Annotated in this window: 21 protein-coding genes; 13 read left to right on the top strand and 8 right to left on the bottom strand. The window is 61.9% G+C overall.

Going from position 1 to position 21,356, the window contains the following annotated elements; genetic code table 11:
* Positions 1-6 precede the first annotated feature (6 nt).
* Both J5M72_RS01530 and J5M72_RS01525 read right to left on the bottom strand, forming a co-directional pair.
* Positions 7-2,418, bottom strand: a complete 2,412-nt coding sequence (locus J5M72_RS01530) for a penicillin acylase family protein (RefSeq protein WP_207863831.1) — start codon at positions 2,416-2,418, stop codon at positions 7-9.
* Between the two features lie 103 nt (positions 2,419-2,521).
* A complete protein-coding gene (locus J5M72_RS01525; protein ID WP_207863830.1) occupies positions 2,522-3,100 on the bottom strand; it encodes a DUF6436 domain-containing protein in 579 nt (192 codons plus the stop codon).
* A 97-nt stretch (positions 3,101-3,197) separates the two neighbouring features.
* Between J5M72_RS01525 and J5M72_RS01520 the strand changes: the two genes are divergently transcribed.
* Entirely contained in the window at positions 3,198-4,148 is a 951-nt protein-coding gene (locus J5M72_RS01520) for an alpha/beta hydrolase (protein ID WP_207863829.1), read from the top strand.
* A 122-nt stretch (positions 4,149-4,270) separates the two neighbouring features.
* Here the strand turns inward: J5M72_RS01520 and J5M72_RS01515 are convergent, their stop codons facing one another.
* Entirely contained in the window at positions 4,271-5,023 is a 753-nt protein-coding gene (locus J5M72_RS01515; protein ID WP_207863828.1) for a DUF2059 domain-containing protein, read from the bottom strand.
* Between the two features lie 108 nt (positions 5,024-5,131).
* Here J5M72_RS01515 and J5M72_RS01510 point away from each other — a divergent pair, with 108 nt between their 5' ends.
* The gene (locus J5M72_RS01510; protein WP_169432355.1) at positions 5,132-5,764 is read left to right on the top strand and encodes a 2OG-Fe(II) oxygenase; all 633 of its coding nucleotides are present in this window, start codon (positions 5,132-5,134) and stop codon (positions 5,762-5,764) included.
* A gap of 1 nt (position 5,765) precedes the next feature.
* Positions 5,766-6,251 carry a DUF523 domain-containing protein gene (locus tag J5M72_RS01505; RefSeq protein ID WP_207863827.1) on the top strand — a complete coding sequence of 162 codons (486 nt, stop codon included), beginning with the start codon at positions 5,766-5,768 and terminating at the stop codon, positions 6,249-6,251.
* Positions 6,252-6,262: 11 nt separating this feature from the next.
* Here the strand turns inward: J5M72_RS01505 and J5M72_RS01500 are convergent, their stop codons facing one another.
* Complete coding sequence (locus J5M72_RS01500) at positions 6,263-6,841, bottom strand: transporter substrate-binding domain-containing protein (RefSeq protein ID WP_207863826.1); 579 nt, start codon at positions 6,839-6,841, stop codon at positions 6,263-6,265.
* 134 nt (positions 6,842-6,975) lie between these two features.
* On the opposite strand from J5M72_RS01500, the gene J5M72_RS01495 reads away from it, so the two are divergent.
* Positions 6,976-7,401: a DUF4399 domain-containing protein gene (locus tag J5M72_RS01495; RefSeq protein ID WP_207863825.1), complete on the top strand. Its 426-nt coding sequence runs from the start codon at positions 6,976-6,978 to the stop codon at positions 7,399-7,401.
* A 63-nt stretch (positions 7,402-7,464) separates the two neighbouring features.
* Here the strand turns inward: J5M72_RS01495 and serA are convergent, their stop codons facing one another.
* On the bottom strand, positions 7,465-8,694 hold the full coding sequence (serA, locus tag J5M72_RS01490; RefSeq protein WP_169432351.1) for a phosphoglycerate dehydrogenase: 1,230 nt from the start codon (positions 8,692-8,694) through the stop codon (positions 7,465-7,467).
* Between the two features lie 204 nt (positions 8,695-8,898).
* Between serA and J5M72_RS01485 the strand changes: the two genes are divergently transcribed.
* From J5M72_RS01485 to J5M72_RS01470, 4 genes are all read left to right on the top strand, one after another.
* Positions 8,899-10,293 (top strand): FAD-binding oxidoreductase, encoded by a 1,395-nt coding sequence (locus J5M72_RS01485; protein ID WP_207863824.1) that lies wholly within the window; start codon positions 8,899-8,901, stop codon positions 10,291-10,293.
* 40 nt (positions 10,294-10,333) lie between these two features.
* Entirely contained in the window at positions 10,334-10,999 is a 666-nt protein-coding gene (locus tag J5M72_RS01480) for a fumarylacetoacetate hydrolase family protein (protein ID WP_207863823.1), read from the top strand.
* Between the two features lie 196 nt (positions 11,000-11,195).
* Positions 11,196-12,119: an SdiA-regulated domain-containing protein gene (locus J5M72_RS01475; protein WP_207863822.1), complete on the top strand. Its 924-nt coding sequence runs from the start codon at positions 11,196-11,198 to the stop codon at positions 12,117-12,119.
* A gap of 106 nt (positions 12,120-12,225) precedes the next feature.
* Positions 12,226-13,143 (top strand): SdiA-regulated domain-containing protein, encoded by a 918-nt coding sequence (locus J5M72_RS01470; RefSeq protein ID WP_207863821.1) that lies wholly within the window; start codon positions 12,226-12,228, stop codon positions 13,141-13,143.
* 54 nt (positions 13,144-13,197) lie between these two features.
* Here the strand turns inward: J5M72_RS01470 and rpiA are convergent, their stop codons facing one another.
* Positions 13,198-13,872 carry a ribose-5-phosphate isomerase RpiA gene (gene rpiA, locus J5M72_RS01465; RefSeq protein ID WP_169432346.1) on the bottom strand — a complete coding sequence of 225 codons (675 nt, stop codon included), beginning with the start codon at positions 13,870-13,872 and terminating at the stop codon, positions 13,198-13,200.
* Between the two features lie 148 nt (positions 13,873-14,020).
* Between rpiA and ilvA the strand changes: the two genes are divergently transcribed.
* Positions 14,021-15,535 (top strand): threonine ammonia-lyase, biosynthetic, encoded by a 1,515-nt coding sequence (gene ilvA / locus J5M72_RS01460; protein ID WP_169432345.1) that lies wholly within the window; start codon positions 14,021-14,023, stop codon positions 15,533-15,535.
* A gap of 39 nt (positions 15,536-15,574) precedes the next feature.
* Positions 15,575-16,000 carry a DUF2269 domain-containing protein gene (locus tag J5M72_RS01455; RefSeq protein ID WP_207863820.1) on the top strand — a complete coding sequence of 142 codons (426 nt, stop codon included), beginning with the start codon at positions 15,575-15,577 and terminating at the stop codon, positions 15,998-16,000.
* Between the two features lie 22 nt (positions 16,001-16,022).
* Here the strand turns inward: J5M72_RS01455 and J5M72_RS01450 are convergent, their stop codons facing one another.
* The gene (locus tag J5M72_RS01450) at positions 16,023-16,679 is read right to left on the bottom strand and encodes an HAD family hydrolase (protein WP_207863819.1); all 657 of its coding nucleotides are present in this window, start codon (positions 16,677-16,679) and stop codon (positions 16,023-16,025) included.
* Between the two features lie 143 nt (positions 16,680-16,822).
* Between J5M72_RS01450 and J5M72_RS01445 the strand changes: the two genes are divergently transcribed.
* Positions 16,823-17,302, top strand: coding sequence for an RNA pyrophosphohydrolase (locus J5M72_RS01445; RefSeq protein ID WP_003229203.1), 480 nt, complete (start codon positions 16,823-16,825; stop codon positions 17,300-17,302).
* A gap of 22 nt (positions 17,303-17,324) precedes the next feature.
* Complete coding sequence (gene ptsP, locus J5M72_RS01440) at positions 17,325-19,604, top strand: phosphoenolpyruvate--protein phosphotransferase (protein ID WP_207863818.1); 2,280 nt, start codon at positions 17,325-17,327, stop codon at positions 19,602-19,604.
* Positions 19,605-19,635: 31 nt separating this feature from the next.
* On the opposite strand, the gene J5M72_RS01435 is transcribed toward ptsP, so the two are convergent.
* Entirely contained in the window at positions 19,636-20,382 is a 747-nt protein-coding gene (locus J5M72_RS01435; RefSeq protein ID WP_169432341.1) for an NRDE family protein, read from the bottom strand.
* Between the two features lie 131 nt (positions 20,383-20,513).
* On the opposite strand from J5M72_RS01435, the gene J5M72_RS01430 reads away from it, so the two are divergent.
* Entirely contained in the window at positions 20,514-21,296 is a 783-nt protein-coding gene (locus J5M72_RS01430) for a sulfite exporter TauE/SafE family protein (RefSeq protein ID WP_096817504.1), read from the top strand.
* The last annotated feature ends 60 nt before the right edge of the window (positions 21,297-21,356 follow it).

The raw sequence follows: 21,356 nt of genomic DNA, 5'->3' as shown, positions 1-21,356 counted from the left end.
CGGCGCTTATGGCGCCGCTCGCGCCGGCAACAGCTTCAAGGTACTGCGCGTATTCGCCGTCACCTCTTCATCACTGAAATGCGCCTGCACATACAGCCCGTCCACATAGGCTTCCGCCTGATCGTCGTAGTGGCTGTCGAACGGCACGCCGCTCTGGCCGACCGGGTTGATGGTCAGGCTGTGAGCGGGATCTGCGAAGTCCACCAGCCGCCGCGTCGACGGCCCGTAGGTCACCGGCCATGGCGCCGGGCCGATCTTCGCCGAGAGGTTGTTCGGCACTTCATGGGAGCCCGGTGCGGCGAACGGACCGACGTTGAAAATGCGATCCAGCGGTTTCTGCTGGCCCAGCGGATGACCATGGGTCAGGGTGTGGGCCTTGCCCCATTGCCAGCCGGAAGCATCGTCGCCGAGGGTCTGCTTCAGGTGCGCCATGCTCGCCTGCCACGCGGTGCGCACGGTGTCGGCACGGGTCTCTTTGCCTGGGGTGTTGCGGTTGTCCCACCACGGTGAGTCGGCGTTGGCTGCCAGTCGCGGCAACGCTGCATCGAGCACGCGGGTCGACAGCAGGGTCTCGAACATGTCGTTGCCCAGCTCATCGCGCATCGCCGCGTCGGCCAGGTCGTAGAGGAACTGGTTGAACACCGTCGCACTGACCGAGTCCAGCGGATAGTCGCCTTGCCACTGCGCCAGTTGCTCGACCAGTTTCAGCTGCGCCGGATCGGTCACCACTTCACGCAACACCGACAGCAACGGCGCCAGCACGCGCGGGCCATAACCGGTGGTGGTGCCCAGTTGCAGCTTCTGGTTGGCGTCGTTGTCCCACTTCACATTCTTGTCGGCGAGCTGGCGGTTGAGTTGCTGGCCACGGTCGGCGAGGTTGTAGTAACCGGGAATCTCCATGCCGGTCGGCGACACGGGCTGGAAGTTGGCCGAGACGATATAACCCCGCGTCGGGTTCTCCTCCTGTGGGTTGGCACTGAACGGGAAGTAGCCGTCCTTGTCCGCCTGATTGCCGCTGCCATCGAGGATGAACTCGGGTTTGACCCCGGCCGGGCGCTTGGGCAGCAGCGCCGAGGCCCACCAGGCGATATCGCCCTTGGCATTGGCGTAGACGATGTTCAATCCCGGTGCCTGCACCTTGGCCGCTGCGGCGCGGGCCTTGGCCAGGGTGTCGGCGCGGTTGAGCTGGTAGAAACCTTCAAGGATCGGGTTCGGCGTTTCGAGGAACGCCCACCACATGGCAATCGGGGTTTTTCCGGCGGCTGTACCGAGGGCATCGTTGACGATCGGCCCGTGGGGCGACCGGCGCAGGGTGAGGGTCACCGGCGCCTGGCCTTTCACGGCGATCTGCTGCTCGGTGCTGACCATGTCGGTCCACTGGCCGTGGTACCAGACCTGATTCGGATTGTCCGGATTGACCTTCTCGGCGATCAGGTCCAGGTCATCGTTCTGGAACATGGTCAGGCTCCAGCCGAAATCCAGGTTGTGCCCCAGAAACGCAAACGGCACCAGCGCCTGATGATGACCGTAAAGCTCAAAACCCGGCGCCGACAACTGCGCTTCGTACCACACCGACGGCACCGAAAAACGGATGTGCGGGTCACCGGCCAACAATGCCTTGCCGCCCTTGCTGCGACTGCCGGCGATCACCCAGGCGTTGCTGCCTTCGAACTGCGGCAGGCCGTTGTCGATCAGCGCTTGTTCACTGAGGCGGGCGAGGGCGTTCAAATCCTTCCAGTCTTCGGCAGCCAGTGGCGGTGTGGTGCTGGCGTGGCCCTTGGCGAGCGCACCCTTGGGTTGCCAGTCGAGATCAAACACATTGAGGTAATCGGCCCCCAGTTGATCGCGCACATAGGTCAGCAGCGGTTCGGTGCGAAACGCGGCGGCAAAGCTGTAGGCCATGTAGCCGGCGACACTGATGCTGTCTTCGGCGGTGAACGGCCGCTTGGGGATGCCCAGCACGTCGAACTCGACCGGGGCGGCGTGCGAGTCCTGATATTGATTGATCCCGTCCAGATAGGCTTGCAGGGCCTTCCACGCCGGTGACTGTTTGTCGAGGCCGGCCACGTAACTGGCGGCGCGTTCACGAATGCGCAGGCTGCGAAACAGTTTGTCGGTGTCGAGCAGTTTCGGTCCGAGCACTTCGGCCAGTTCGCCCCGGGCCAGACGGCGCATGGATTCCATCTGGAACAGCCGATCCTGGGCGTGCACATAACCGAGTGCGCGATAGAGGTCGGTTTCGTTTTCGGCACGGATGTGCGGCACGCCGCGTTCGTCGTAACGCACGGTCACCGAGCCTTGCAGGTTGCGCAACTCCACCTGGCCCTGACGCGTCGGTTGCTTGCTGTATACGTACCAGCCGGCGGCGGCGAGCAGTGCAACGATGAGCAAGGCAAGAACGGTGAAGACGCGTTTCATGGTGACTCCTTGTGCATTCGGGGTTGCCGCCCGTGCGGGCTGCAAACAATTAGCACACGCCTCGTGTGCTGCGCATCGCCGTCCTTGAAATGTCCGGAATGCCTTACTTCGTGTGCGTCGGCCACGGACAGTAGCAACCGACCGCCAGCGTATGGGTCGCATTGACCGGACGATCATCACTCAACGCTTGCAGGATCGGTTCGATAAAGCTGTTGCTGGAGTTGCACGTCAGGCCTTCGCTGTAGGGGCCGAAGTACGCCAGTCGGCCGCTGCGATCCCAGATCGCCACGGCCGGGCTCGCGGGAATCTGTTCGGAGCCGGGCAGCACCGCGATGGTCTTGAGGTTGCTGAGGGTGGCGGGCAACTGGCCGTGGCTGCCGGCCTTCTGCACCGCGAAGAACTCGACGCCCTTGGGGCCGAACTGTTCGACCATCTCGGTCAGGTGCTGCTGATTGCCGACGTTGCACGGGCAGGCCGGGTCCCAGAAGTGCACCAGGCGGATATTGCCGGGGCCGGCGAGGTCGTCGGGCAGACGCAGCGGATCGCCGGAAAACACCGCGGTATGTTCGCTGAAGGCCCGCAGATAGCGGCCCTGAAACCAGTCGTACGCGGCCCACAGCACGCCGGCACACACGATGGCGAGCAGGCTGGCAAACAGTGCGGTGCGGTAGGGCGAACGCATGGCTTTGGATCCTCAAGAGCGCGCTAGCTTGCCATGCTTGCTCCTACAGATGAATATCGCAGGCCGATAAAGTCCGTTTAACGTATTGGAATTGCCCATGTCTGCTGCCTTCGATCCCGATCATCTGCGTGCGAGCCTCAAGCCTCTGGCCGAGTGGCAGCCGTTGTCCGAGGAGGCGAAGGCGTATCAGCGGTTCTACAAGACCGACTTTCCGGAGCGCGATGTCTGGCGCGGCATGGGCCGGTTCGACATCGATGGCTATGAGCTCGTAAGCCATTGCTGGTGGCCGGCGCAAACGGCCAGGGCCACGCTGTTTCTGGTGCACGGGTTTTATGACCACACCGGTCTTTACCGGCATGTGATCGAATGGGCGCTGGATATGGGATTTGCGGTGATTGCCTGCGATTTGCCGGGGCATGGTCTGTCGAGCGGGCCGCGTGCGAGCATCCGCGATTTCTCGGAATATCAGGATGCGCTGCAAGGCCTGTTCGCCGAGGCGCGCTCGATTGCGTTGCCGCAGCCGTGGCACTTGTGCGGGCAAAGCACCGGTGGGGCGATCATTGTCGATCACGTGCTCAATCATGGTGAAAACAGCCCGGCCCAGGGGCAGCTGATTCTGTTGGCGCCGTTGGTGCGTCCGCGTGCCTGGGGTTGGTCGCAGTTCAGTTATTACCTGTTGCGCCCCTTCGTCAGGGGCATCGCCCGGCGTTTCAGCGCGAACTCCAACGACCCGGACTTCCTGCCGTTCCTGCAGGCCGATCCGTTGCAGCCAAAACGCTTGCCGACCGCGTGGGTCGGGGCGTTGTCGCGCTGGATCAAACGGGTGGAATACGCGAAGAAGAGCCCGCGCCGGCCGCTGATCGTTCAGGGCCAGGCAGACATGACCGTGGACTGGCAGCACAACCTGCAAGTATTGAAGTGGAAATTCGACCGGCCGCAGATTCTGCTGCTGGCCGAGGCGCGGCATCACCTGGCCAATGAGACGGCGGAAATGCGCGAGGAGTATTTCGAGTTCTTGAGCAAGCGGATCAAGGGCCGCAACCCCTAGTGATCCTGATGGCCCTTTCGCGAGCAAGCCCGCTCCCACATTTAACCGTATTCATCCAGCATCAACTCGGTCGAATGTGGGAGCGGGCTTGCTCGCGAAGGCGGTCTGTCAGGCCGTAAAGTTTACTGGCTGAGGTTCGAGGTGCTTTGCCCCACGGCCAGCCCGGCGCGGATCGCTGCCAGCGCGGCCTGATAGTAGGCCTTGCCTTCGGTGGATTCGGCAAAGGTCGCGAACTCTTCCAGCTCTTCATCCGACAGGTCGCGATAGACGTACAGCAGCGTGTTGTTCAGATCGGCACCGATCTGATCCATCAGGCGCTGACGTTGACCGTTCAACATGCCCTGGGCCTGACCGCCACCGAGCAGGCCGGGAATCATCGAGCTCAAACTGTCCGCCGCCACGCCGGCAATCGCCAGGCTGACTTCGGCACCGGCTTCACGGGCGGGCAGGGCCTGGGCGAGGTGGCCGATGATCAGCAGGCGGCTGTCGCTGGCCGGCATCTTCGGCAGGCCCTTGGCGTTTTTCGCCAATTGATCGCGACGGGTCGCCAACAGTTCGGCGGCGACGATCTTCTTGCCCAGCGGTGACTGAAAGAACGACAGGGCCGGCTGCGGATCGGCGAGGTTCTTGCGCAGTTGCGCTTCGGCGCGCCGGTCCACGGCCTGGGGCGCGAAGCGCTGATTGCTGTTGTTCACCAACGCCTGAAACACCGCCGGCGGCAGGCTGCTCTGGTAACGCTGTTGCGCGGCAGTCAGGGCGTCATTGAAATGCGCGCGTTGTTCCGGCCAGCCGGCGACCTTGTACAACTGGTCGTGGCCGTCTGCCCAGGCGGGCAAAACGCAGAACATCAACAGTGAAAAAAGCAAACGGCGCATAGGGACTCCTGTCGGCAGCGGACTATTCTCCGTGCGGTGCCAGTACTTGTCGAGAATTCGTATCAAGCCGCCGCGTGGCTCTGTCGGAATTCTTGCCGCAGGCATACTATGCGCGCCATGCAAATATCCTCTGAACACCCGCTGCTGTTACGTATCGTCGACGACCTGGCCGAGCGTGGCTGGTCGCAGCAGAACATATTCCTGCCTGCGGATCTGACCCGCGCGCTGGCCGCCGAGTGCCGTAAACGTGAGGCCGAAGGTGAACTGGCACCGGCGGGCGTCGGACGCGGGCCGTTTTCGGAGGTCCGCGAGGGCATTCGCGGCGACCATATCCAATGGATCGATCCCGGTCAGGCCGAGGCCAGCGACCGTTATCTGAACCTGATGGACAGCCTGCGCGAGGCGCTCAATCGCGGACTGTTCCTGGGGCTGGAAGACTTCGAATGCCATTTCGCCCTGTACCCGCCGGGTGCGTTCTATCGCAAGCATGTCGACCGTTTTCGCGACGATGACCGGCGCATGGTCTCGGCGGTGATCTACCTCAATGACGGCTGGCTGCCGGAAGACGGCGGGCAGTTGCGCATGTATCTGGAGAATGATCGCGTCCATGACGTGCAACCAACGGGCGGTTGTCTGGTGGTGTTTCTCTCCGGCGAAGTCCCTCACGAAGTGTTGCCAGCCAACCGTGAGCGGCTGTCGCTGACAGGCTGGTTCCGCCGCCGTGGCAACGAGCCGTTCTGAGATGCACAGGATTCTGGTCAGTCGCTGCCTGCTGGGCCATCGCGTGCGTTACGACGGTGGGGCCAGCGGGCCGTTCGATCTGCTGGAACAGTGGATTGCCGAAGGGCGCGTAGTGCCGCTGTGCCCGGAAGTCGCCGGTGGTTTGCCGACGCCACGGGCGGCGGCAGAAATTCCGGGCGGGCAGGGCAGCGAAGTGCTGGACGGGCTCGCCTCGGTGATCACCACCGAGGGCGAAGACGTCAGTGCGCAGTTTCTCGACGGTGCGCGGCAGGCGCTGGCGCTGGTGCAAAAGCACGGGATTCGGGTGGCGGTGCTCAAGGCCAACAGTCCGTCGTGCGGCAATCTGCTGACCTATGACGGGACGTTCAGTGGGGTGAAGGTCAGCGGTGAGGGCGTCACCGCCGCGTTGCTCAAGCGTCATGGCGTGCAGGTCTTCAGCGAACTGGAACTGCCCGAAGCCGCACAGGCCCTCAGCTTGCTCGACTAGTCACGATCACTTCAGTTTTCCGCAGCCGGCACACTCAACCACTTCTTCGACAACGCCTCCAATCGCCCATCCGCCTTGATCCGCTGCAAGGCATTCTCCAGGCTCGCGTGAAACGCCGGGTTGCCCTTCTGAAACGGAATCGCCAGATCCACCGGCGGGCCGACTTTCGGCTTTTCTTCCGTCAGCGCCTGCACCAGCACCAGTGGCCGAGGCTGCTCGTCCTTTTTCGCCAGCAATTGCGAATTGACCTGCGTGTAAGGCTCGCTCACGTCGAAACGATCCTTGAGTTCCGGGGTCAGTGCTATGTGGTTGAGCGCGACGTCGTACTTGCCGCTTTCAACGCCCTGGAGCAGATCGGCTTCGTCCGTGACGATGAAGTCGGCGCGTACATCCAGCTCGTTGGCCAGCAGTTGCCCAAGCTCGACCTCGAACCCCGTGAGTGTGTCACCATCCTTGAAATTGAAGGGCGGTGTATTAGCCTCCAGGGCTATGCGCAACTCGCCACGGTCGTTGACGTCATCAATCAGTTCGGCGTGAGCCAGAGGGCTCAGAAGGGGTAGCAGGCAGATCAGGCCAGGCAGAAAACGCATGGTCACTCCTTTGAAATCATTGTCGCGGCCTGTTTTCCAGGCTCGCTTTGCTATGGTTGTCGAGTGCCTTCGACAACGAATGGTCATGAAGTTGTCATGACCGTGCCGATTTTACGGAAAAACTGGAGAAGAAAATGAAAAGCTTTATGTCACGTGCAGCGTTGGCCGGTGTGCTGATGGGTGTTTCGGTACTGGCCAGTGCGGCCACACCGGCACCGAAGGGCGCCGAAGTGTTCATCGTTTCTCCCGAGGACGGAGCCACGGTTCCGCAGACCTTCACGGTCAAGTTCGGTGTAAAGGACATCGCGCTGGCACCGGCCGGTGACGTCACCAAGAATACTGGTCATCACCATCTGCTGATCGATGCCAAGGAAATCGTGCCGGCCGGTTCCGTCGTGCCGACCGACGCCAACCACATGCACTTCGGCAAGGCGCAGACCCAGGCCGAGATCAAACTCGCACCGGGCGAGCACACCTTGCAACTGGAGCTGGGTGACAGCGGCCACATGGCCTTCGATCCGCCGATCGTGTCGAAGAAAATCACCGTCAACGTCAAATGACGTTTCCGCGTGCATGAAAAAGGGAGCCCCGAGGGGCTCCCTTTTTTGTCGCTCAACGCTTGATCAGAACAGCACGCGGCTACGGATGGTGCCGTTGACGTGTTGCAGCTTCTCTTGCGCCAGCTCCGAGTACTCGGCGTCGACGTCGATCACCACGTAACCGACCTTCTCGTTGGTCTGCAGGAACTGACCGGAGATGTTGATGCCGTTTTCGGCGAAGACCTTGTTGATCTCGCTCATCACACCCGGGATGTTCTCGTGGATGTGCAGCAGGCGGTGCTTGCCAGGGTGAGCCGGCAGGGCCACTTCCGGGAAGTTCACGGACGATACCGACGTACCGTTGTCGCTGTACTTGACCAGTTTCTCTGCCACTTCCAGACCGATGTTGGCCTGGGCTTCAGCGGTGGAACCGCCGATGTGCGGGGTCAGGATCACGTTGTCCAGGCCACGCAGCGGGCTTTCGAATTCTTCATCGTTGGAGCGCGGCTCGACCGGGAACACGTCGATGGCGGCGCCGATCAGGTGCTTGTCCTTGATCGCAGCGGCCAGGTGATCCAGCTCGACCACGGTGCCGCGTGCAGCGTTGATCAGGATGCCGCCCTTCTTGATGGCGCGGATTTCCTTCTCGCCGATCATCCACTGGGTCGCAGCGGTTTCCGGGACGTGCAGGGTGACGATGTCCGACATGCCCAGCAGCTCGTGCAGGTTGCCGACCTGGGTCGCGTTGCCCAGGGGCAGCTTGGTCACGGTGTCGTAGAAGAACACCTGCATGCCCAGACCTTCGGCCAGGACCGACAGCTGAGTACCGATCGAGCCATAGCCGACGATGCCCAGTTTCTTGCCACGGATCTCGAAGGAGTTGGCGGCGGACTTGATCCAGCCGCCACGGTGGCAGGAAGCGTTTTTCTCAGGGATGCCGCGCAGCAGCAGGATGGCTTCGGCCAGCACCAGTTCCGCTACGGAACGGGTGTTGGAGTACGGCGCGTTGAACACGGCGATACCGCGCTCGCGGGCGGCACTCAGGTCAACCTGGTTGGTGCCGATGCAGAAACAGCCGACTGCCACCAGCTTCTTCGCGTGATCGAAGATTTCTTCGGTCAGTTGGGTGCGCGAGCGAATGCCGATGAAGTGAGCGTCAGCGATCTTTTCCTTGAGCTGGTCTTCCGGCAGGGAGCCAGTCAGGTATTCGATGCTGGTGTAGCCCGCCGCCTTGAGGACGTCGACAGCCGATTGGTGGACGCCTTCGAGAAGAAGGAACTTGATCTTGCTCTTATCGAGAGAAGTCTTGCTCATCTGCGTAAACCTGTATCCCGGAGAAAAATGGCAGGAAATGGTCAACAGACATTGACCTGGACGACAAGAAAGCCGTCACCGCAGAACCGGCCTTGGGCACTGGCCTGCGGGGTCGGTATGCTAGCATAGCCGCCCCGCTAAACACTCATTCCTGCGACGTGAAGCGTTCTCAGGATGACCATGAATTGTTCGAGAGTTCCGTCGATGACCAATCCTGTCCTGATTGATGAACTGAAGACCCTGGTCGAGCCTGGCAAGGTCCTGACCGATGCCGACTCCCTGAACGCTTACGGCAAGGACTGGACCAAACACTTCGCCCCGGCGCCCAGCGCCATCGTGTTCCCCAAGACCATCGAACAGGTGCAGGTCGTCGTCCGCTGGGCCAACGAACATAAAGTGGCGCTGGTGCCGTCGGGCGGGCGCACCGGGCTTTCCGCCGCGGCCGTGGCCGCCAATGGCGAAGTGGTGGTGTCGTTCGACTACATGAACCAGATTCTCGACATCAACCTCACCGACCGTACCGCTGTGTGCCAGCCGGGCGTGGTCACCGAGCAACTGCAGAATGCTGCCGAAGAACATGACCTGTACTACCCGGTCGACTTCGCTTCGGCTGGTTCGAGTCAGATTGGCGGCAATATCGGCACCAATGCCGGCGGGATCAAGGTCATTCGCTACGGCATGACCCGCAATTGGGTCGCAGGCATGAAAGTGGTGACGGGCAAGGGCGATGTGCTGGAGCTCAACAAAGACCTGATCAAGAACGCCACCGGTTATGACCTGCGACAGCTGTTCATCGGCGCCGAAGGCACCCTCGGTTTCGTGGTCGAAGCCACCATGCGCCTGGATCGTGCGCCGAAAAACCTGACCGCAATGGTCCTCGGCACCGCCGATTTCGATTCGATCATGCCGGTGCTGCACGCCTTCCAGGGCAAACTCGACCTGACCGCGTTCGAATTCTTCTCCGACAAGGCCCTGGCCAAGGTCATGGGCCGTGGCGATGTCCCGGCCCCGTTCGAGACCGATTGCCCGTTCTACGCCTTGCTGGAATTCGAGGCGACCACCGAAGAAGTGGCCAACAGCGCCCTGGAAACCTTCGAGCATTGCGTGGAACAGGGTTGGGTACTGGACGGCGTGATGAGCCAGAGCGAAACCCAGTTGCAGAACCTGTGGAAGTTGCGCGAGTACATCTCCGAAACCATCTCCCACTGGACGCCGTACAAGAACGATATCTCGGTGACCGTCTCGAAAGTTCCGGCATTCCTGCGGGAAATCGACGCGATCGTCGGCGAACACTATCCGGACTTCGAAATCGTTTGGTTCGGTCACATCGGCGACGGCAACCTGCACCTGAACATCCTCAAACCGGACAACCTGAGCAAGGACGAGTTTTTCGCCAAGTGCGCCACCGTCAACAAGTGGGTGTTCGAAACCGTCGAGAAGTACAACGGTTCGATTTCCGCTGAACACGGCGTGGGCATGACCAAGCGCGACTACTTGACCTACAGCCGCTCGCCGGTCGAAATCGAATACATGAAAGCGGTCAAGGCGGTGTTCGATCCGAACGGCATCATGAACCCGGGCAAGATCTTCGCGGTTTGATTGGCAATCCCTGATGAATCAATGAAGGCAGGAGTCGGTAATGAGCTATCAGCACCAGTATGTCGACGGTACGCGGATTCATTTTCCGCTGGGGAAAGTGGTGTGCATCGGCCGTAACTACGCCGAACACGCCAAGGAACTGGACAACCCGGTCCCTACCGAGCCGCTGCTGTTCATCAAGCCGGGCAGTTGCGTGGTGCCGCTGGAAGGCGGTTTCAGCATTCCCACCGAGCGTGGCTCCGTGCATTACGAAGCGGAAATCGCTGTATTGATCGGCAAGCCCCTGTCGACCAAACCGAGTCGTGAAGAAGTGCTGGACGCCATCTCCGGTTTTGCTCCGGCACTGGACCTGACCCTGCGCGACAAGCAGGCCGAACTCAAGTCCAAGGGCCTGCCGTGGGAAGTCGCCAAGTCGTTCGACGGCGCGGCGGTCATTGCACCGTTCGTGGTTGGCAGCACATTCCCTGACCTGACCGACATCGGCATCCGCCTGACCATCAATGGCGAAGTGCGCCAGGACGGCAACAGCAGCGCGATGCTCAACCCGATCGTGCCGATGATCCAGCACATGGCCGGCTGCTTCTCGCTGCAGGCCGGTGACGTGATCCTGACCGGCACGCCGGTGGGCGTGGGGCCGCTGAACGTCGGCGATGACATTGTGCTGGAACTGCCGGGCGCAAGCCGATTCACCAGCAGCGTGCGCTGACTGCAACACTTGAAAAAACTGTGGGAGCAGGCTCGCTCCCACAGTTGTTTTGTGTTGCGGCTCTCAAAGGCATAAGGCAATCCCGCCATTTGCCGTTTTTTTCACATTTTGTCCGGATAATTCCGGTCATCCTGGCGTCTGAGCCGGCCTCCTTGTGCTATTACCCATAGCCTGAATTTTCGGAACGCGTCCTCTGATGTCATCTCAAACTCCGCTCACCCCTGCCCGTCGTTCACGTTTCGCCCTGCGCTGGTATTACTGGCTGTTGCTGGTGGTCGCTGCCGCTTACGGTCTGGCGCATGCCATGCATTGGGATGACCGGGGCCTGCTGTGGGTGCGCGAGCGCTTCGAAACGCCGGCCGAACGCACGGCGAGTATCTGGCTGCCCGACTATCGCGTGGTGATTGATGCCAAGCTGTTGCCGGGCATGGAAAAGGACGAGGCCTCGGACGTCTCCTACGACTCGCAGAGCAAGACCCTGTTTTCGGTGATGGGCAAGAACCCGTTCCTGGTCGAACTGACTTTGCAGGGCGACGTGTTGCGCAAGATGCCGCTGGTGGGCTGGAGCAATCCGGAAGGCGTGACCGTGCTGGGTAACGGCCTGCTGGCTATCGTCGATGAGCGCGAGCACATTCTGTCCATCGTCAAGGTCGACGCCGCGACCCGCGAATTGAAGCGCGACGATTTCCCGAAATACGACCTCGGCCCGTCAAAGGACCAGAACAAGGCCTTCGAAGCGATTGCCTGGGACCCGCGCAATCACCAGTTGTTGCTGGGCGAAGAGCGTCCCCCGGCGTTGTTCATCTGGAAGAGCGACGGCAGCCAGACCCTCTCCGGCGACAAGCAGAAGCTGGCGAACGACGAGCTGGACATCCGCAACCTCTCGGCGCTGGCGGTCGATCCGCGTACCGGCCATACCCTGGTGCTGTCCGCTGATTCACACCTGCTGCTGGAGCTGGACGAGAAGGGCGAACAAGTCAGCTTCATGACCCTGCTCGGCGGTTTCAACGGCCTGAAGAAAACCATTCCCCGCGCCGAGGGCGTGACCATGGACGAGCAGGGCACGCTGTACATGGTCAGTGAGCCGAACCTGTTCTATCGCTTCGAAAAGCAGAAATAACCGGCCTGCCGCCGCAAGGTTGTGGTGCGGGGCAAGTGGCCTTTAAGCTTCGATTCAGACAGGCGTGATATTTCATCCGCCTGTTTTGATCCCGAGCACAACCCGCATGCGTCGACTTGCCCGTCCCAAGCCTCTTCTGATCATCCTTTCGGTGATTGCCCTGATCGTATTGATTGCGATCGGCCAATACCTGCGTCTGTTCGAGCGCGCCTGGTTCAACCTGCAAAGTCACTGGCAGCCCCACAGCATTGAAGCGATCAATCTGGATCAGTATCGAGTGGGCATCGAGGCTCGGGTCATCGAGGGGCTGAACGATGACGTCTCCGCGCTGACCTACGATCCGGTGCGCAAGAGCCTGTTCACCGTCACCAACAAGAATGCCGAGCTGATCGAGCTGTCGCTTGAGGGGCGGATACTGCGCCGTGTCGCGCTGATCGGTTTCGGCGATGCGGAGGCGGTCGAGTTCATCAGTGCCGACACTTACGTGATCACCGACGAGCGCCAGCAGCGTCTGATCAAGATTCATCTGGAGCACGACACCACGTTCCTCGATGCGGCGGACGCCGAGCAGATGACGCTCGGCGTGCACATGAGCGGTAACAAGGGTTTCGAAGGTCTGGCTTACGACTCAGTGGGCAAGCGCCTGTTCGTGGCCAAGGAGCGCGATCCGATGCTGATCTACGAGGTGCACGGTTTTCCGCACTTCAATCCGGAAAAGTCCTACGCGGTACACGTGATCAACAATCCCAAGCGCGATGCCGGAATGTTCGTGCGCGACCTGTCGAGCCTGCAATACGACGAGCGCAGCGGTCATCTGCTGGCACTGTCGGACGAGTCACGGCTGATTCTGGAGCTGGATGTGGACGGGCGCCCGTTGAGCACGATGTCGTTGCGCGGTGGCCGGCAAGGACTGAAGAAAACCGTGCCGCAGGCGGAAGGTATCGCGATGGATGACGACGGAGCGTTGTATCTGGTGAGCGAGCCGAATCTGTTTTATGTCTTCAGAAAGCCAGAGCAGAACTGACATTCTTCTTTGAACCCCTGTGGGAGCGGGCAGGCTCCCACAGGATCTTCAGGCTTACTCGGCCTTCAGGGTTTTCACGCCTTCGCTGGTACCCAGCAACAGCAGATCCGCCGGGCGCGCCGCGAACAAGCCGTTGGTGACCACGCCGACGATCGCATTGATCTGTGCTTCCAGCTCCACCGGGTTGGTGATCTGCAGGTTGTGCACGTCGAGGATGATGTTGCCGTTGTCGGTCAGCACGCCTTCGCGGTAGACCGGGTCGCCGCCCAGTTTCACCAGTTGGCGGGCCACGTGGCTGCGGGCCATCGGGATCACTTCCACCGGCAGCGGGAACGCGCCGAGCACCGGCACCAGTTTGCTGCCGTCGGCGATGCAGATGAAGGTCTTGGCCACGGCCGCGACGATCTTCTCGCGGGTCAGGGCTGCGCCGCCGCCCTTGATCAGGTTCAGGTGCGCGTCGCTTTCGTCGGCGCCGTCGATGTAGAACTCCAGGTCGCTGACCGTGTTCAGCTCATACACCGGAATGCCGTGGCCCTTGAGGCGCGCAGCGGTGGCTTCGGAACTGGCGACGGCGCCATCGAACGCGCCCTTGTGCTGGGCCAGGGCGTCAATGAAACAGTTGGCGGTGGAGCCGGTGCCGACCCCGACGATGCTCTTGTCGTCGAGTTTCGGAAGGATGAAGTCGACGGCGGCCTGGGCCACGGCCTGTTTGAGTTGATCCTGGGTCATGCGGGCTCCGGAAGCGGGCAAGGTAAGAACGGAAAGGCCGGCATTATAGCCTCAAGCCGGGCTAAAACCTCTGGATTCGTGTGGTCGTGCGCCCGAAAGCCGGGTTAGACTCGTTGGCCCTGCCCAACCCGCTCAGTGATGCTTTCCGATGCTCGAACAGTACGTCAAGAAGATCCTCACCTCGCGCGTTTATGACGTTGCCGTAGAAACCCCGCTGCAGAACGCTCGCCAGCTCTCCGAGCGGCTGGGCAACGACATCTGGCTCAAGCGCGAAGACTTGCAGCCGGTGTTCTCGTTCAAGATTCGCGGCGCCTACAACAAGCTGACCCAGTTGAGCGACGCAGAACGCGCTCGCGGCGTGGTCACCGCGTCGGCGGGCAACCATGCGCAGGGTCTGGCCCTGGCGGCGAAAGTGCTGGGCGTGAAGGCGACTATCGTGATGCCCAAGACCACCCCGGAGATCAAGGTCGAAGGCGTGCGTTCCCGTGGCGGCAAAGTGGTGCTGCACGGCGATTCTTTCCCGGAAGCACTGGCCTATTCGCTGAAACTGGTCGATGAAAAAGGCTACGTCTACATCCACCCGTACGACGATCCGCACACCATTGCCGGGCAGGGCACCGTGGCGATGGAAATCCTGCGCCAGCACCCGCAGCCACTGGACGCGATTTTCGTCCCGGTGGGCGGCGGCGGCCTGATCGCCGGTATCGCGGCCTACGTGAAATACCTGCGTCCGGACATCAAGGTCATCGGCGTTGAGCCCGACGACTCCAATTGCCTGCAAGCGGCGATGGCGGCGGGCGAGCGCGTCGTGCTGCCGACCGTGGGCATTTTCGCCGACGGCGTGGCGGTGGCGCAGATCGGCCAGCACACGTTCGATATCTGCAAGGATTACGTCGATGAAGTGATCACCGTCAGCACCGACGAAATCTGCGCGGCGATCAAGGACATCTACGACGATACCCGTTCGATCACCGAGCCTGCCGGTGCACTGGGCGTGGCCGGGATCAAGAAGTATGTCGAGCAGCGCGGCGTCAGCGGCAAGACCTTCGTCGCCATCGACTCCGGGGCCAACGTCAACTTCGATCGTTTGCGCCACGTCGCCGAGCGCGCCGAGTTGGGTGAAGGCCGTGAAGCGATCATCGCCGTGACCATCCCGGAGAAGGCCGGCAGCTTCAAGGCGTTCTGCGAAGCCATCGGCAAGCGCCAGATCACCGAATTCAACTATCGCTACAACAATGGCAGCGAAGCGCACATCTTCGTCGGGGTGCAGACCCACCCGGACAACGACCCGCGCAGTGCACTGCTGGCGAGCCTGACCGAACAGGGTTTCCCGGTACTGGACCTGACCGACAACGAACTGGCCAAGCTGCACATCCGCCACATGGTCGGCGGGCGCGCGGCGCAGGTGGTCGATGAAGTGGTGCTGCGCTTCGAGTTCCCGGAGCGTCCGGGGGCGCTGTTCAACTTCCTCAACAAGCTCGGCGGGCGCTGGAACATCTCGATGTTCCACTACCGCAACCACGGCGCGGCGGACGGTCGTGTGGTCGCCGGTCTGCAGGTGCCTCACGAGGAGCGTCACCTGGTTCCCGCAGCGCTGGCGCAAATCGGCTACCCGTACTGGGACGAAAGCGACAACCCGGCCTATCAGCTGTTTCTTGGCTGAGCGGCTACGCTGATGGGCAGGCCATAAGGAAATTCGACAATGGAAACATTAACTGCCCTGAAAACGGCGCACATGGTCGCCACCGTGGTTTTGCTGGCGAGTGCGTTGGGGCTGGGCGTCTGGGTTTTCCTGGCCCGGCGCAAGGGGGATGCGACGGCGGGCAGCCGCACGTTGCAGCGGCCGCGGGTGTTTGTCTGGCTGCTGATGGGGCTGGCGCTGCTGAGCATGCCGTTTACCGGCTGGTGGATGGTGCATCTGGTGGGCTGGCCGTTGGGGCAGACCTGGATTCTGGCCTCCAGCGTGCTGTACACCGTGTCGGCGCTGGCGTGGTTCTGGCTGCTGGTGCGCTTGAGCCGCTTGCGCAAGACGCCGGGTGGCGTCGGCCGGTTCAGCTTTGCCCTGGCGCTGTTCAGTTTTGTCTGCTTTGTCGCGATTGCCGGATTGATGGGCGCCAAACCGGTTTGAGGCCCGGCGCCCGGTCTCGGCATCAATCGCGCAGCGAGATGACCGACCAGCCACGCTTCTCGGCTTCGGCCCGCAGGTTCGGGTCCGGATCAACGGCCACCGGATTCACCACCTGCTCCAGCAGCGGCAGATCATTCATCGAGTCGCTGTAGAAGTAGCTGTCTTCCAGCGAATGCCCGGTTTCTTCCAGCCAGCGGTTCAGGCGCGTCACCTTGCCTTCGCGAAAGCACGGCACGTCGGTGCTGCGGCCGGTGTAGCGGCCATCCTGCATCTCGCACTCGGTGGCGATCAGGGTTTCAACGCCCAGGCGCACGGCAATCGGTGCGGTGACGAAGCGGTTGGTGGCAGTGATGATCACCAGTTTGTCGCCGGCGTCGCGGTGCTTTTTCAGCAGCTCAAGCGCCTTCGGCAGAACGATCGGCTCGATGCAGTCGCGCATGTAATCGTTGTGCCATTGCTCAAGCACGGCCATCTCGGTGCGGCCGAGGATTTCCAGGCAGAAGTTCAGGTACGCCGCGTTATCCAGTTTGCCCGCCAGGTAATCCTGGTAGAACTCGTCGTTGCGCGCCTTGTAGGCGATCGGGTCGAGGAAGCCGCGTTCACACAGATAGTCGCCCCAGGCGTGATCGCTGTCGCCGCCCAGAAGGGTGTTGTCCAAATCGAATAAAGCCAGGCGCATTGCAGTTACCCGCTGAAAAGTCAGTAAAAAGGCCACAAGAATACGGTCTTTTCACAAGAGTGCACATAAGCTCGGAACCTTCGTTGCCGCCTTCACAAGCTTTGTGGAACAATGCGGCGACATGCGTTTGCGAGGTTGTTGCCGTGATCGACCCCGATGGTTTCCGTCCTAATGTCGGGATCATTCTGACGAATGACGCCGGCCAGGTGCTATGGGCTCGCCGTATCAATCAAGATGCCTGGCAGTTTCCGCAAGGGGGAATCAATCCCGAGGAGACGCCGGAAGACGCCTTGTACCGCGAGTTGAACGAAGAAGTGGGCCTGGAACGCGAAGATGTTGAAATTCTCGCCTGTACCCGGGGCTGGTTGCGCTATCGTTTGCCGCAACGTCTGGTGCGAACCCACAGCCAACCGCTGTGCATCGGCCAGAAGCAGAAGTGGTTTCTCCTGCGCCTGATCTCCAACGAGCAGCGGGTGCGGATGGATTTGACCGGTAAACCGGAGTTCGATGGCTGGCGCTGGGTCAGCTATTGGTATCCGTTGGGCCAGGTGGTGACATTCAAGCGCGAAGTGTATCGCCGCGCTCTCAAAGAGCTTGCCCCGCGCCTTTTAGCGCGCGACTGACGACGGAGTTCGACCCCGAGCCATGCTCAATACGCTGCGCAAGATCGTCCAGGAAGTTAACTCCGCCAAGGATCTCAAGGCGGCGTTGGGGATTATTGTGTTGCGCGTCAAAGAGGCCATGGGCAGCCAGGTCTGCTCGGTCTACTTGCTTGATCCCGAGACCAACCGCTTCGTCCTGATGGCCACCGAGGGCTTGAACAAGCGCTCGATCGGCAAGGTCAGCATGGCACCCAACGAAGGTCTGGTCGGCCTGGTCGGCACGCGTGAAGAACCCCTGAACCTCGAAAACGCCGCGGATCACCCGCGTTACCGCTACTTCGCCGAGACCGGCGAGGAGCGCTACGCCTCGTTCCTCGGAGCCCCGATCATTCACCACCGTCGTGTCGTCGGGGTGTTGGTCATCCAGCAAAAGGAACGCCGCCAGTTCGATGAAGGTGAAGAAGCCTTCCTCGTGACCATGAGCGCGCAGCTCGCCGGCGTGATCGCTCACGCCGAGGCCACCGGGTCGATCCGTGGTCTGGGCCGGCAGGGCAAGGGCATCCAGGAAGCCAAGTTCGTCGGTGTGCCGGGCTCGCCGGGTGCGGCGGTCGGTACCGCAGTGGTCATGCTGCCGCCGGCGGACCTGGACGTGGTGCCGGACAAGACCATCACCGACATCGACGCGGAACTGGCGCTGTTCAAGACCGCCATCGAAGGCGTGCGCGCCGACATGCGCGCGTTGTCGGCCAAGCTGGCGACCCAGCTGCGTCCGGAAGAGCGCGCGCTGTTCGACGTCTACCTGATGATGCTCGACGATGCCTCGCTGGGCAGTGAAATCACCAACGTGATCAAGACCGGCCAATGGGCCCAGGGCGCGCTGCGTCAGGTCGTGACCGATCACGTCAACCGTTTCGATTTGATGGACGACGAATACCTGCGTGAGCGGGCGTCGGACGTCAAGGACCTCGGCCGCCGGCTGCTCGCCTATTTGCAGGAGGAGCGCCAGCAAAACCTGGTCTACCCGGAAAAGACCATTCTGGTCAGCGAAGAACTGACGCCGGCGATGCTCGGCGAGGTGCCGGAAGGCACGCTGGTCGGTCTGGTGTCGGTGCTCGGTTCGGGTAACTCCCACGTCGCGATCCTGGCCCGGGCCATGGGCATCCCGACGGTGATGGGCCTGGTCGACCTCCCGTACGCCAAGGTCGACAACATCGAAATGATCGTCGATGGCACCAAGGGTGAGGTCTACACCAACCCCAGCGAAGTGCTGCGCAAACAATTCACCGAGGTGGTGGAGGAAGAGAAACAACTGGCGCTGGGGCTCGATACCCTGCGTGACCTGCCATGCGTGACCCTCGATGGCCACCGCATGCCGCTGTGGGTCAATACCGGCCTGCTGGCGGACGTGGCGCGGGCGCAGAAGCGTGGCGCCGAAGGCGTTGGCCTGTACCGCACCGAAGTGCCGTTCATGATCAACCAGCGCTTCCCGAGCGAGAAGGAGCAACTGGCGATCTACCGCGAGCAGCTCGCCGCGTTCCACCCGCAACCGGTGACCATGCGCAGCCTGGACATCGGCGGCGACAAGTCGCTGTCGTACTTCCCGATCAAGGAAGACAACCCGTTCCTCGGCTGGCGCGGGATCCGCGTCACCCTCGACCACCCGGAAATCTTCCTGGTGCAGACCCGCGCGATGCTCAAGGCCAGCGAAGGCCTGAACAACCTGCGGATCCTGCTGCCGATGATTTCCGGCATCCACGAGCTCGAAGAGGCGCTGCACCTGATTCACCGGGCCTGGGGCGAAGTGCGCGACGAAGGCACCGACGTGCCGATGCCGCCGGTGGGCGTGATGATCGAAATTCCTGCGGCGGTCTACCAGACCAAGGAACTGGCGCGGATGGTGGACTTCCTGTCGGTCGGCTCTAACGACCTGACCCAGTACCTGCTGGCGGTGGACCGCAACAACCCGCGGGTGGCCGATCTCTACGACTACCTGCACCCGGCAGTCCTGCAAGCCCTGCAGACCGTGGTGCGCGACGCCCATGCCGAAGGCAAGCCGGTGAGTATCTGTGGCGAGATGGCCGGTGATCCGGCGGCTGCGGTGCTGTTGATGGCGATGGGCTTCGACAGCCTGTCGATGAACGCCACCAACCTGCCGAAGGTGAAATGGATGTTGCGCCAGATCAACCTGAGCAAGGCCAAGGATCTGCTGGCGGAACTGATGACCATCGACAATCCGCAAGTTATCCACAGCTCGCTGCAACTGGCGCTGAAGAACCTCGGGTTGGCGAAGATGGTCAGTCCAGCGGCGGCCAAACCTCTCTGAGCACAGGATCGCAGCCTTCGGGCTGCGATCTTCAGAGGTTGATTTCCACTTCCCCCAAGTGCCCGCCATACGGCCCGAAACTGCGCTCGACCATCCGCCGCGTCCCGTCCGCCTGCACGATCAGCGCCGTACTCGCCCGCGTCCCGTAGCTCTGGCTGGCAATAAACACACTCGACAGCAACGACTCGGTCGCCAGCCCCACGCCGGTATCCGGCAGCTCGGCAAACGGTGCCGTCTGCGCATCTCCCAACAACGCCAACAACCGGTCGGGCTGCGGATCATCCAGCACCGCACTCAATGCTGCCTTGGCCTTGAGCAGTTTCGGCCACGGCGTATCCAGCCCCGCGTTTGAAAGCCCGTAGAGGCCCGGTTGCAACATCACCGGTTCCGAAGACCGGGCGTTGAAATGCCACAGCTCGTTGGCATTGCCCAGCAGCAGATTGAACCCGGCATATTCCGGGGAACGGGCGACAACGTCGGATAAGTAGTCGTCAATCGACAGGTTTGCGGTCAGAAACCCCGCCACCAGTTCACCCCGCGAGCGCCTTGCAGGTGGTTGATGAGGATCGCGGATGTTGGTCAGCGCGGCAAAACGGCCGTTGGCGCCGAGGCCGAGCCAGGTGCCGCCGGCCTCCAGGTCCCGGCCTGCATGGACGTTCGGCGACTCGGGCCACTGGGCCAGCGGCAGGCTGGGGCGGGCGTAGAACTCGTCACGGTTGGCCGCGACGATCAGCGGCTGGGCATGCCCCGGCCGCCAGGCGAAAACGATCAGGCACATAAGGTGGTCCTTGTGTGTTTTTTGTCCACTCTACGCAGACATCGTCCGTGCATCCATCGCCAGTGGAGCCGAAGGGTATCCATCCGTTACCATGCCGCTCCGGTTTTGGGGACGTGCCTTGGGAGGCGGTCATGGAATTTCTGCTCTATCTGGCGCTGGGCGCCTGTGCGGGCGTACTGGCCGGGCTGTTCGGGGTGGGCGGCGGGATTATCATCGTCCCGGTGCTGGTGTTCAGTTTCACCTTGCAGGGCTTCGATCCGTCGATCCTGACCCATCTGGCGGTCGGCACGTCCCTGGCGACGATCATCTTCACGTCGGTCAATGCCGTGCGTGAACACCATCGACGCGGTGCGGTGCGCTGGCCGATATTCAAGTGGATGACCGTCGGCATCCTGCTAGGCGCCGGTTTCGGCGCGCTGACCGCCGAAGCGATTTCCGGGCCCAACCTGCAGAAGATCATCGGCGTGTTCGCCCTGGTGATCGCGGCGCAACTGGCGCTGGACGTCAAACCCAAGGCCAGCCGAACGGTGCCCGGCAAGCTTGGTCTGACCATGGCCGGCAGTGTGATCGGCTGGGCCTCGGCGATTTTCGGCATTGGCGGCGGCTCGCTGACCGTGCCGTTCCTGACCTGGCGCAGCGTACCGATGCAGCAGGCCGTGGCGACCTCGTCGGCCTGTGGTCTGCCGATCGCCGTGGCCAGTGCAATAAGTTTCATGATTCTTGGCTGGCATGATCCGTTGCTGCCGGCCCATAGTCTCGGGTTTGTGTATCTGCCGGCGTTGCTGGGCATTGCGCTGACCAGCATGGTATTCGCCCGTCTCGGCGCGCGGCTGGCGCACAAATTGTCGCCGAAGTTGCTGAAACGGCTGTTCGCCGCTTTGCTGTTCTGCGTGGGGCTGAGCTTTTTGTTCTGAGCAGGCCACAATCCTGGCTTAATCCTGAGGTGGCAGCGTCGCCCGGGAATTTTGAAGATT

The organism is Pseudomonas sp. 58(2021) (genome assembly GCF_017491585.1).
Classification (GTDB): Bacteria; Pseudomonadota; Gammaproteobacteria; order Pseudomonadales; family Pseudomonadaceae; genus Aquipseudomonas; species Aquipseudomonas fluorescens_BT.
Note: the sequence above shows the minus strand (reverse complement) of the source record. Positions and strands in the feature narration are given on the sequence as shown.

What these genes read in the sequence shown, in the direction of transcription:
- J5M72_RS01530 (WP_207863831.1), bottom strand. Translation starts at nt 2,418, where the DNA reads ATGAAACGCGTCTTCACCGTTCTTGCCTTGCTCATCGTTGCACTGCTC.
- J5M72_RS01525 (WP_207863830.1), bottom strand. Translation starts at nt 3,100, where the DNA reads ATGCGTTCGCCCTACCGCACCGCACTGTTTGCCAGCCTGCTCGCCATC.
- J5M72_RS01520 (WP_207863829.1), top strand. Translation starts at nt 3,198, where the DNA reads ATGTCTGCTGCCTTCGATCCCGATCATCTGCGTGCGAGCCTCAAGCCT.
- J5M72_RS01515 (WP_207863828.1), bottom strand. Translation starts at nt 5,023, where the DNA reads ATGCGCCGTTTGCTTTTTTCACTGTTGATGTTCTGCGTTTTGCCCGCC.
- J5M72_RS01510 (WP_169432355.1), top strand. Translation starts at nt 5,132, where the DNA reads ATGCGCGCCATGCAAATATCCTCTGAACACCCGCTGCTGTTACGTATC.
- J5M72_RS01505 (WP_207863827.1), top strand. Translation starts at nt 5,766, where the DNA reads ATGCACAGGATTCTGGTCAGTCGCTGCCTGCTGGGCCATCGCGTGCGT.
- J5M72_RS01500 (WP_207863826.1), bottom strand. Translation starts at nt 6,841, where the DNA reads ATGCGTTTTCTGCCTGGCCTGATCTGCCTGCTACCCCTTCTGAGCCCT.
- J5M72_RS01495 (WP_207863825.1), top strand. Translation starts at nt 6,976, where the DNA reads ATGAAAAGCTTTATGTCACGTGCAGCGTTGGCCGGTGTGCTGATGGGT.
- serA (WP_169432351.1), bottom strand. Translation starts at nt 8,694, where the DNA reads ATGAGCAAGACTTCTCTCGATAAGAGCAAGATCAAGTTCCTTCTTCTC.
- J5M72_RS01485 (WP_207863824.1), top strand. Translation starts at nt 8,899, where the DNA reads ATGACCAATCCTGTCCTGATTGATGAACTGAAGACCCTGGTCGAGCCT.
- J5M72_RS01480 (WP_207863823.1), top strand. Translation starts at nt 10,334, where the DNA reads ATGAGCTATCAGCACCAGTATGTCGACGGTACGCGGATTCATTTTCCG.
- J5M72_RS01475 (WP_207863822.1), top strand. Translation starts at nt 11,196, where the DNA reads ATGTCATCTCAAACTCCGCTCACCCCTGCCCGTCGTTCACGTTTCGCC.
- J5M72_RS01470 (WP_207863821.1), top strand. Translation starts at nt 12,226, where the DNA reads ATGCGTCGACTTGCCCGTCCCAAGCCTCTTCTGATCATCCTTTCGGTG.
- rpiA (WP_169432346.1), bottom strand. Translation starts at nt 13,872, where the DNA reads ATGACCCAGGATCAACTCAAACAGGCCGTGGCCCAGGCCGCCGTCGAC.
- ilvA (WP_169432345.1), top strand. Translation starts at nt 14,021, where the DNA reads ATGCTCGAACAGTACGTCAAGAAGATCCTCACCTCGCGCGTTTATGAC.
- J5M72_RS01455 (WP_207863820.1), top strand. Translation starts at nt 15,575, where the DNA reads ATGGAAACATTAACTGCCCTGAAAACGGCGCACATGGTCGCCACCGTG.
- J5M72_RS01450 (WP_207863819.1), bottom strand. Translation starts at nt 16,679, where the DNA reads ATGCGCCTGGCTTTATTCGATTTGGACAACACCCTTCTGGGCGGCGAC.
- ptsP (WP_207863818.1), top strand. Translation starts at nt 17,325, where the DNA reads ATGCTCAATACGCTGCGCAAGATCGTCCAGGAAGTTAACTCCGCCAAG.
- J5M72_RS01435 (WP_169432341.1), bottom strand. Translation starts at nt 20,382, where the DNA reads ATGTGCCTGATCGTTTTCGCCTGGCGGCCGGGGCATGCCCAGCCGCTG.
- J5M72_RS01430 (WP_096817504.1), top strand. Translation starts at nt 20,514, where the DNA reads ATGGAATTTCTGCTCTATCTGGCGCTGGGCGCCTGTGCGGGCGTACTG.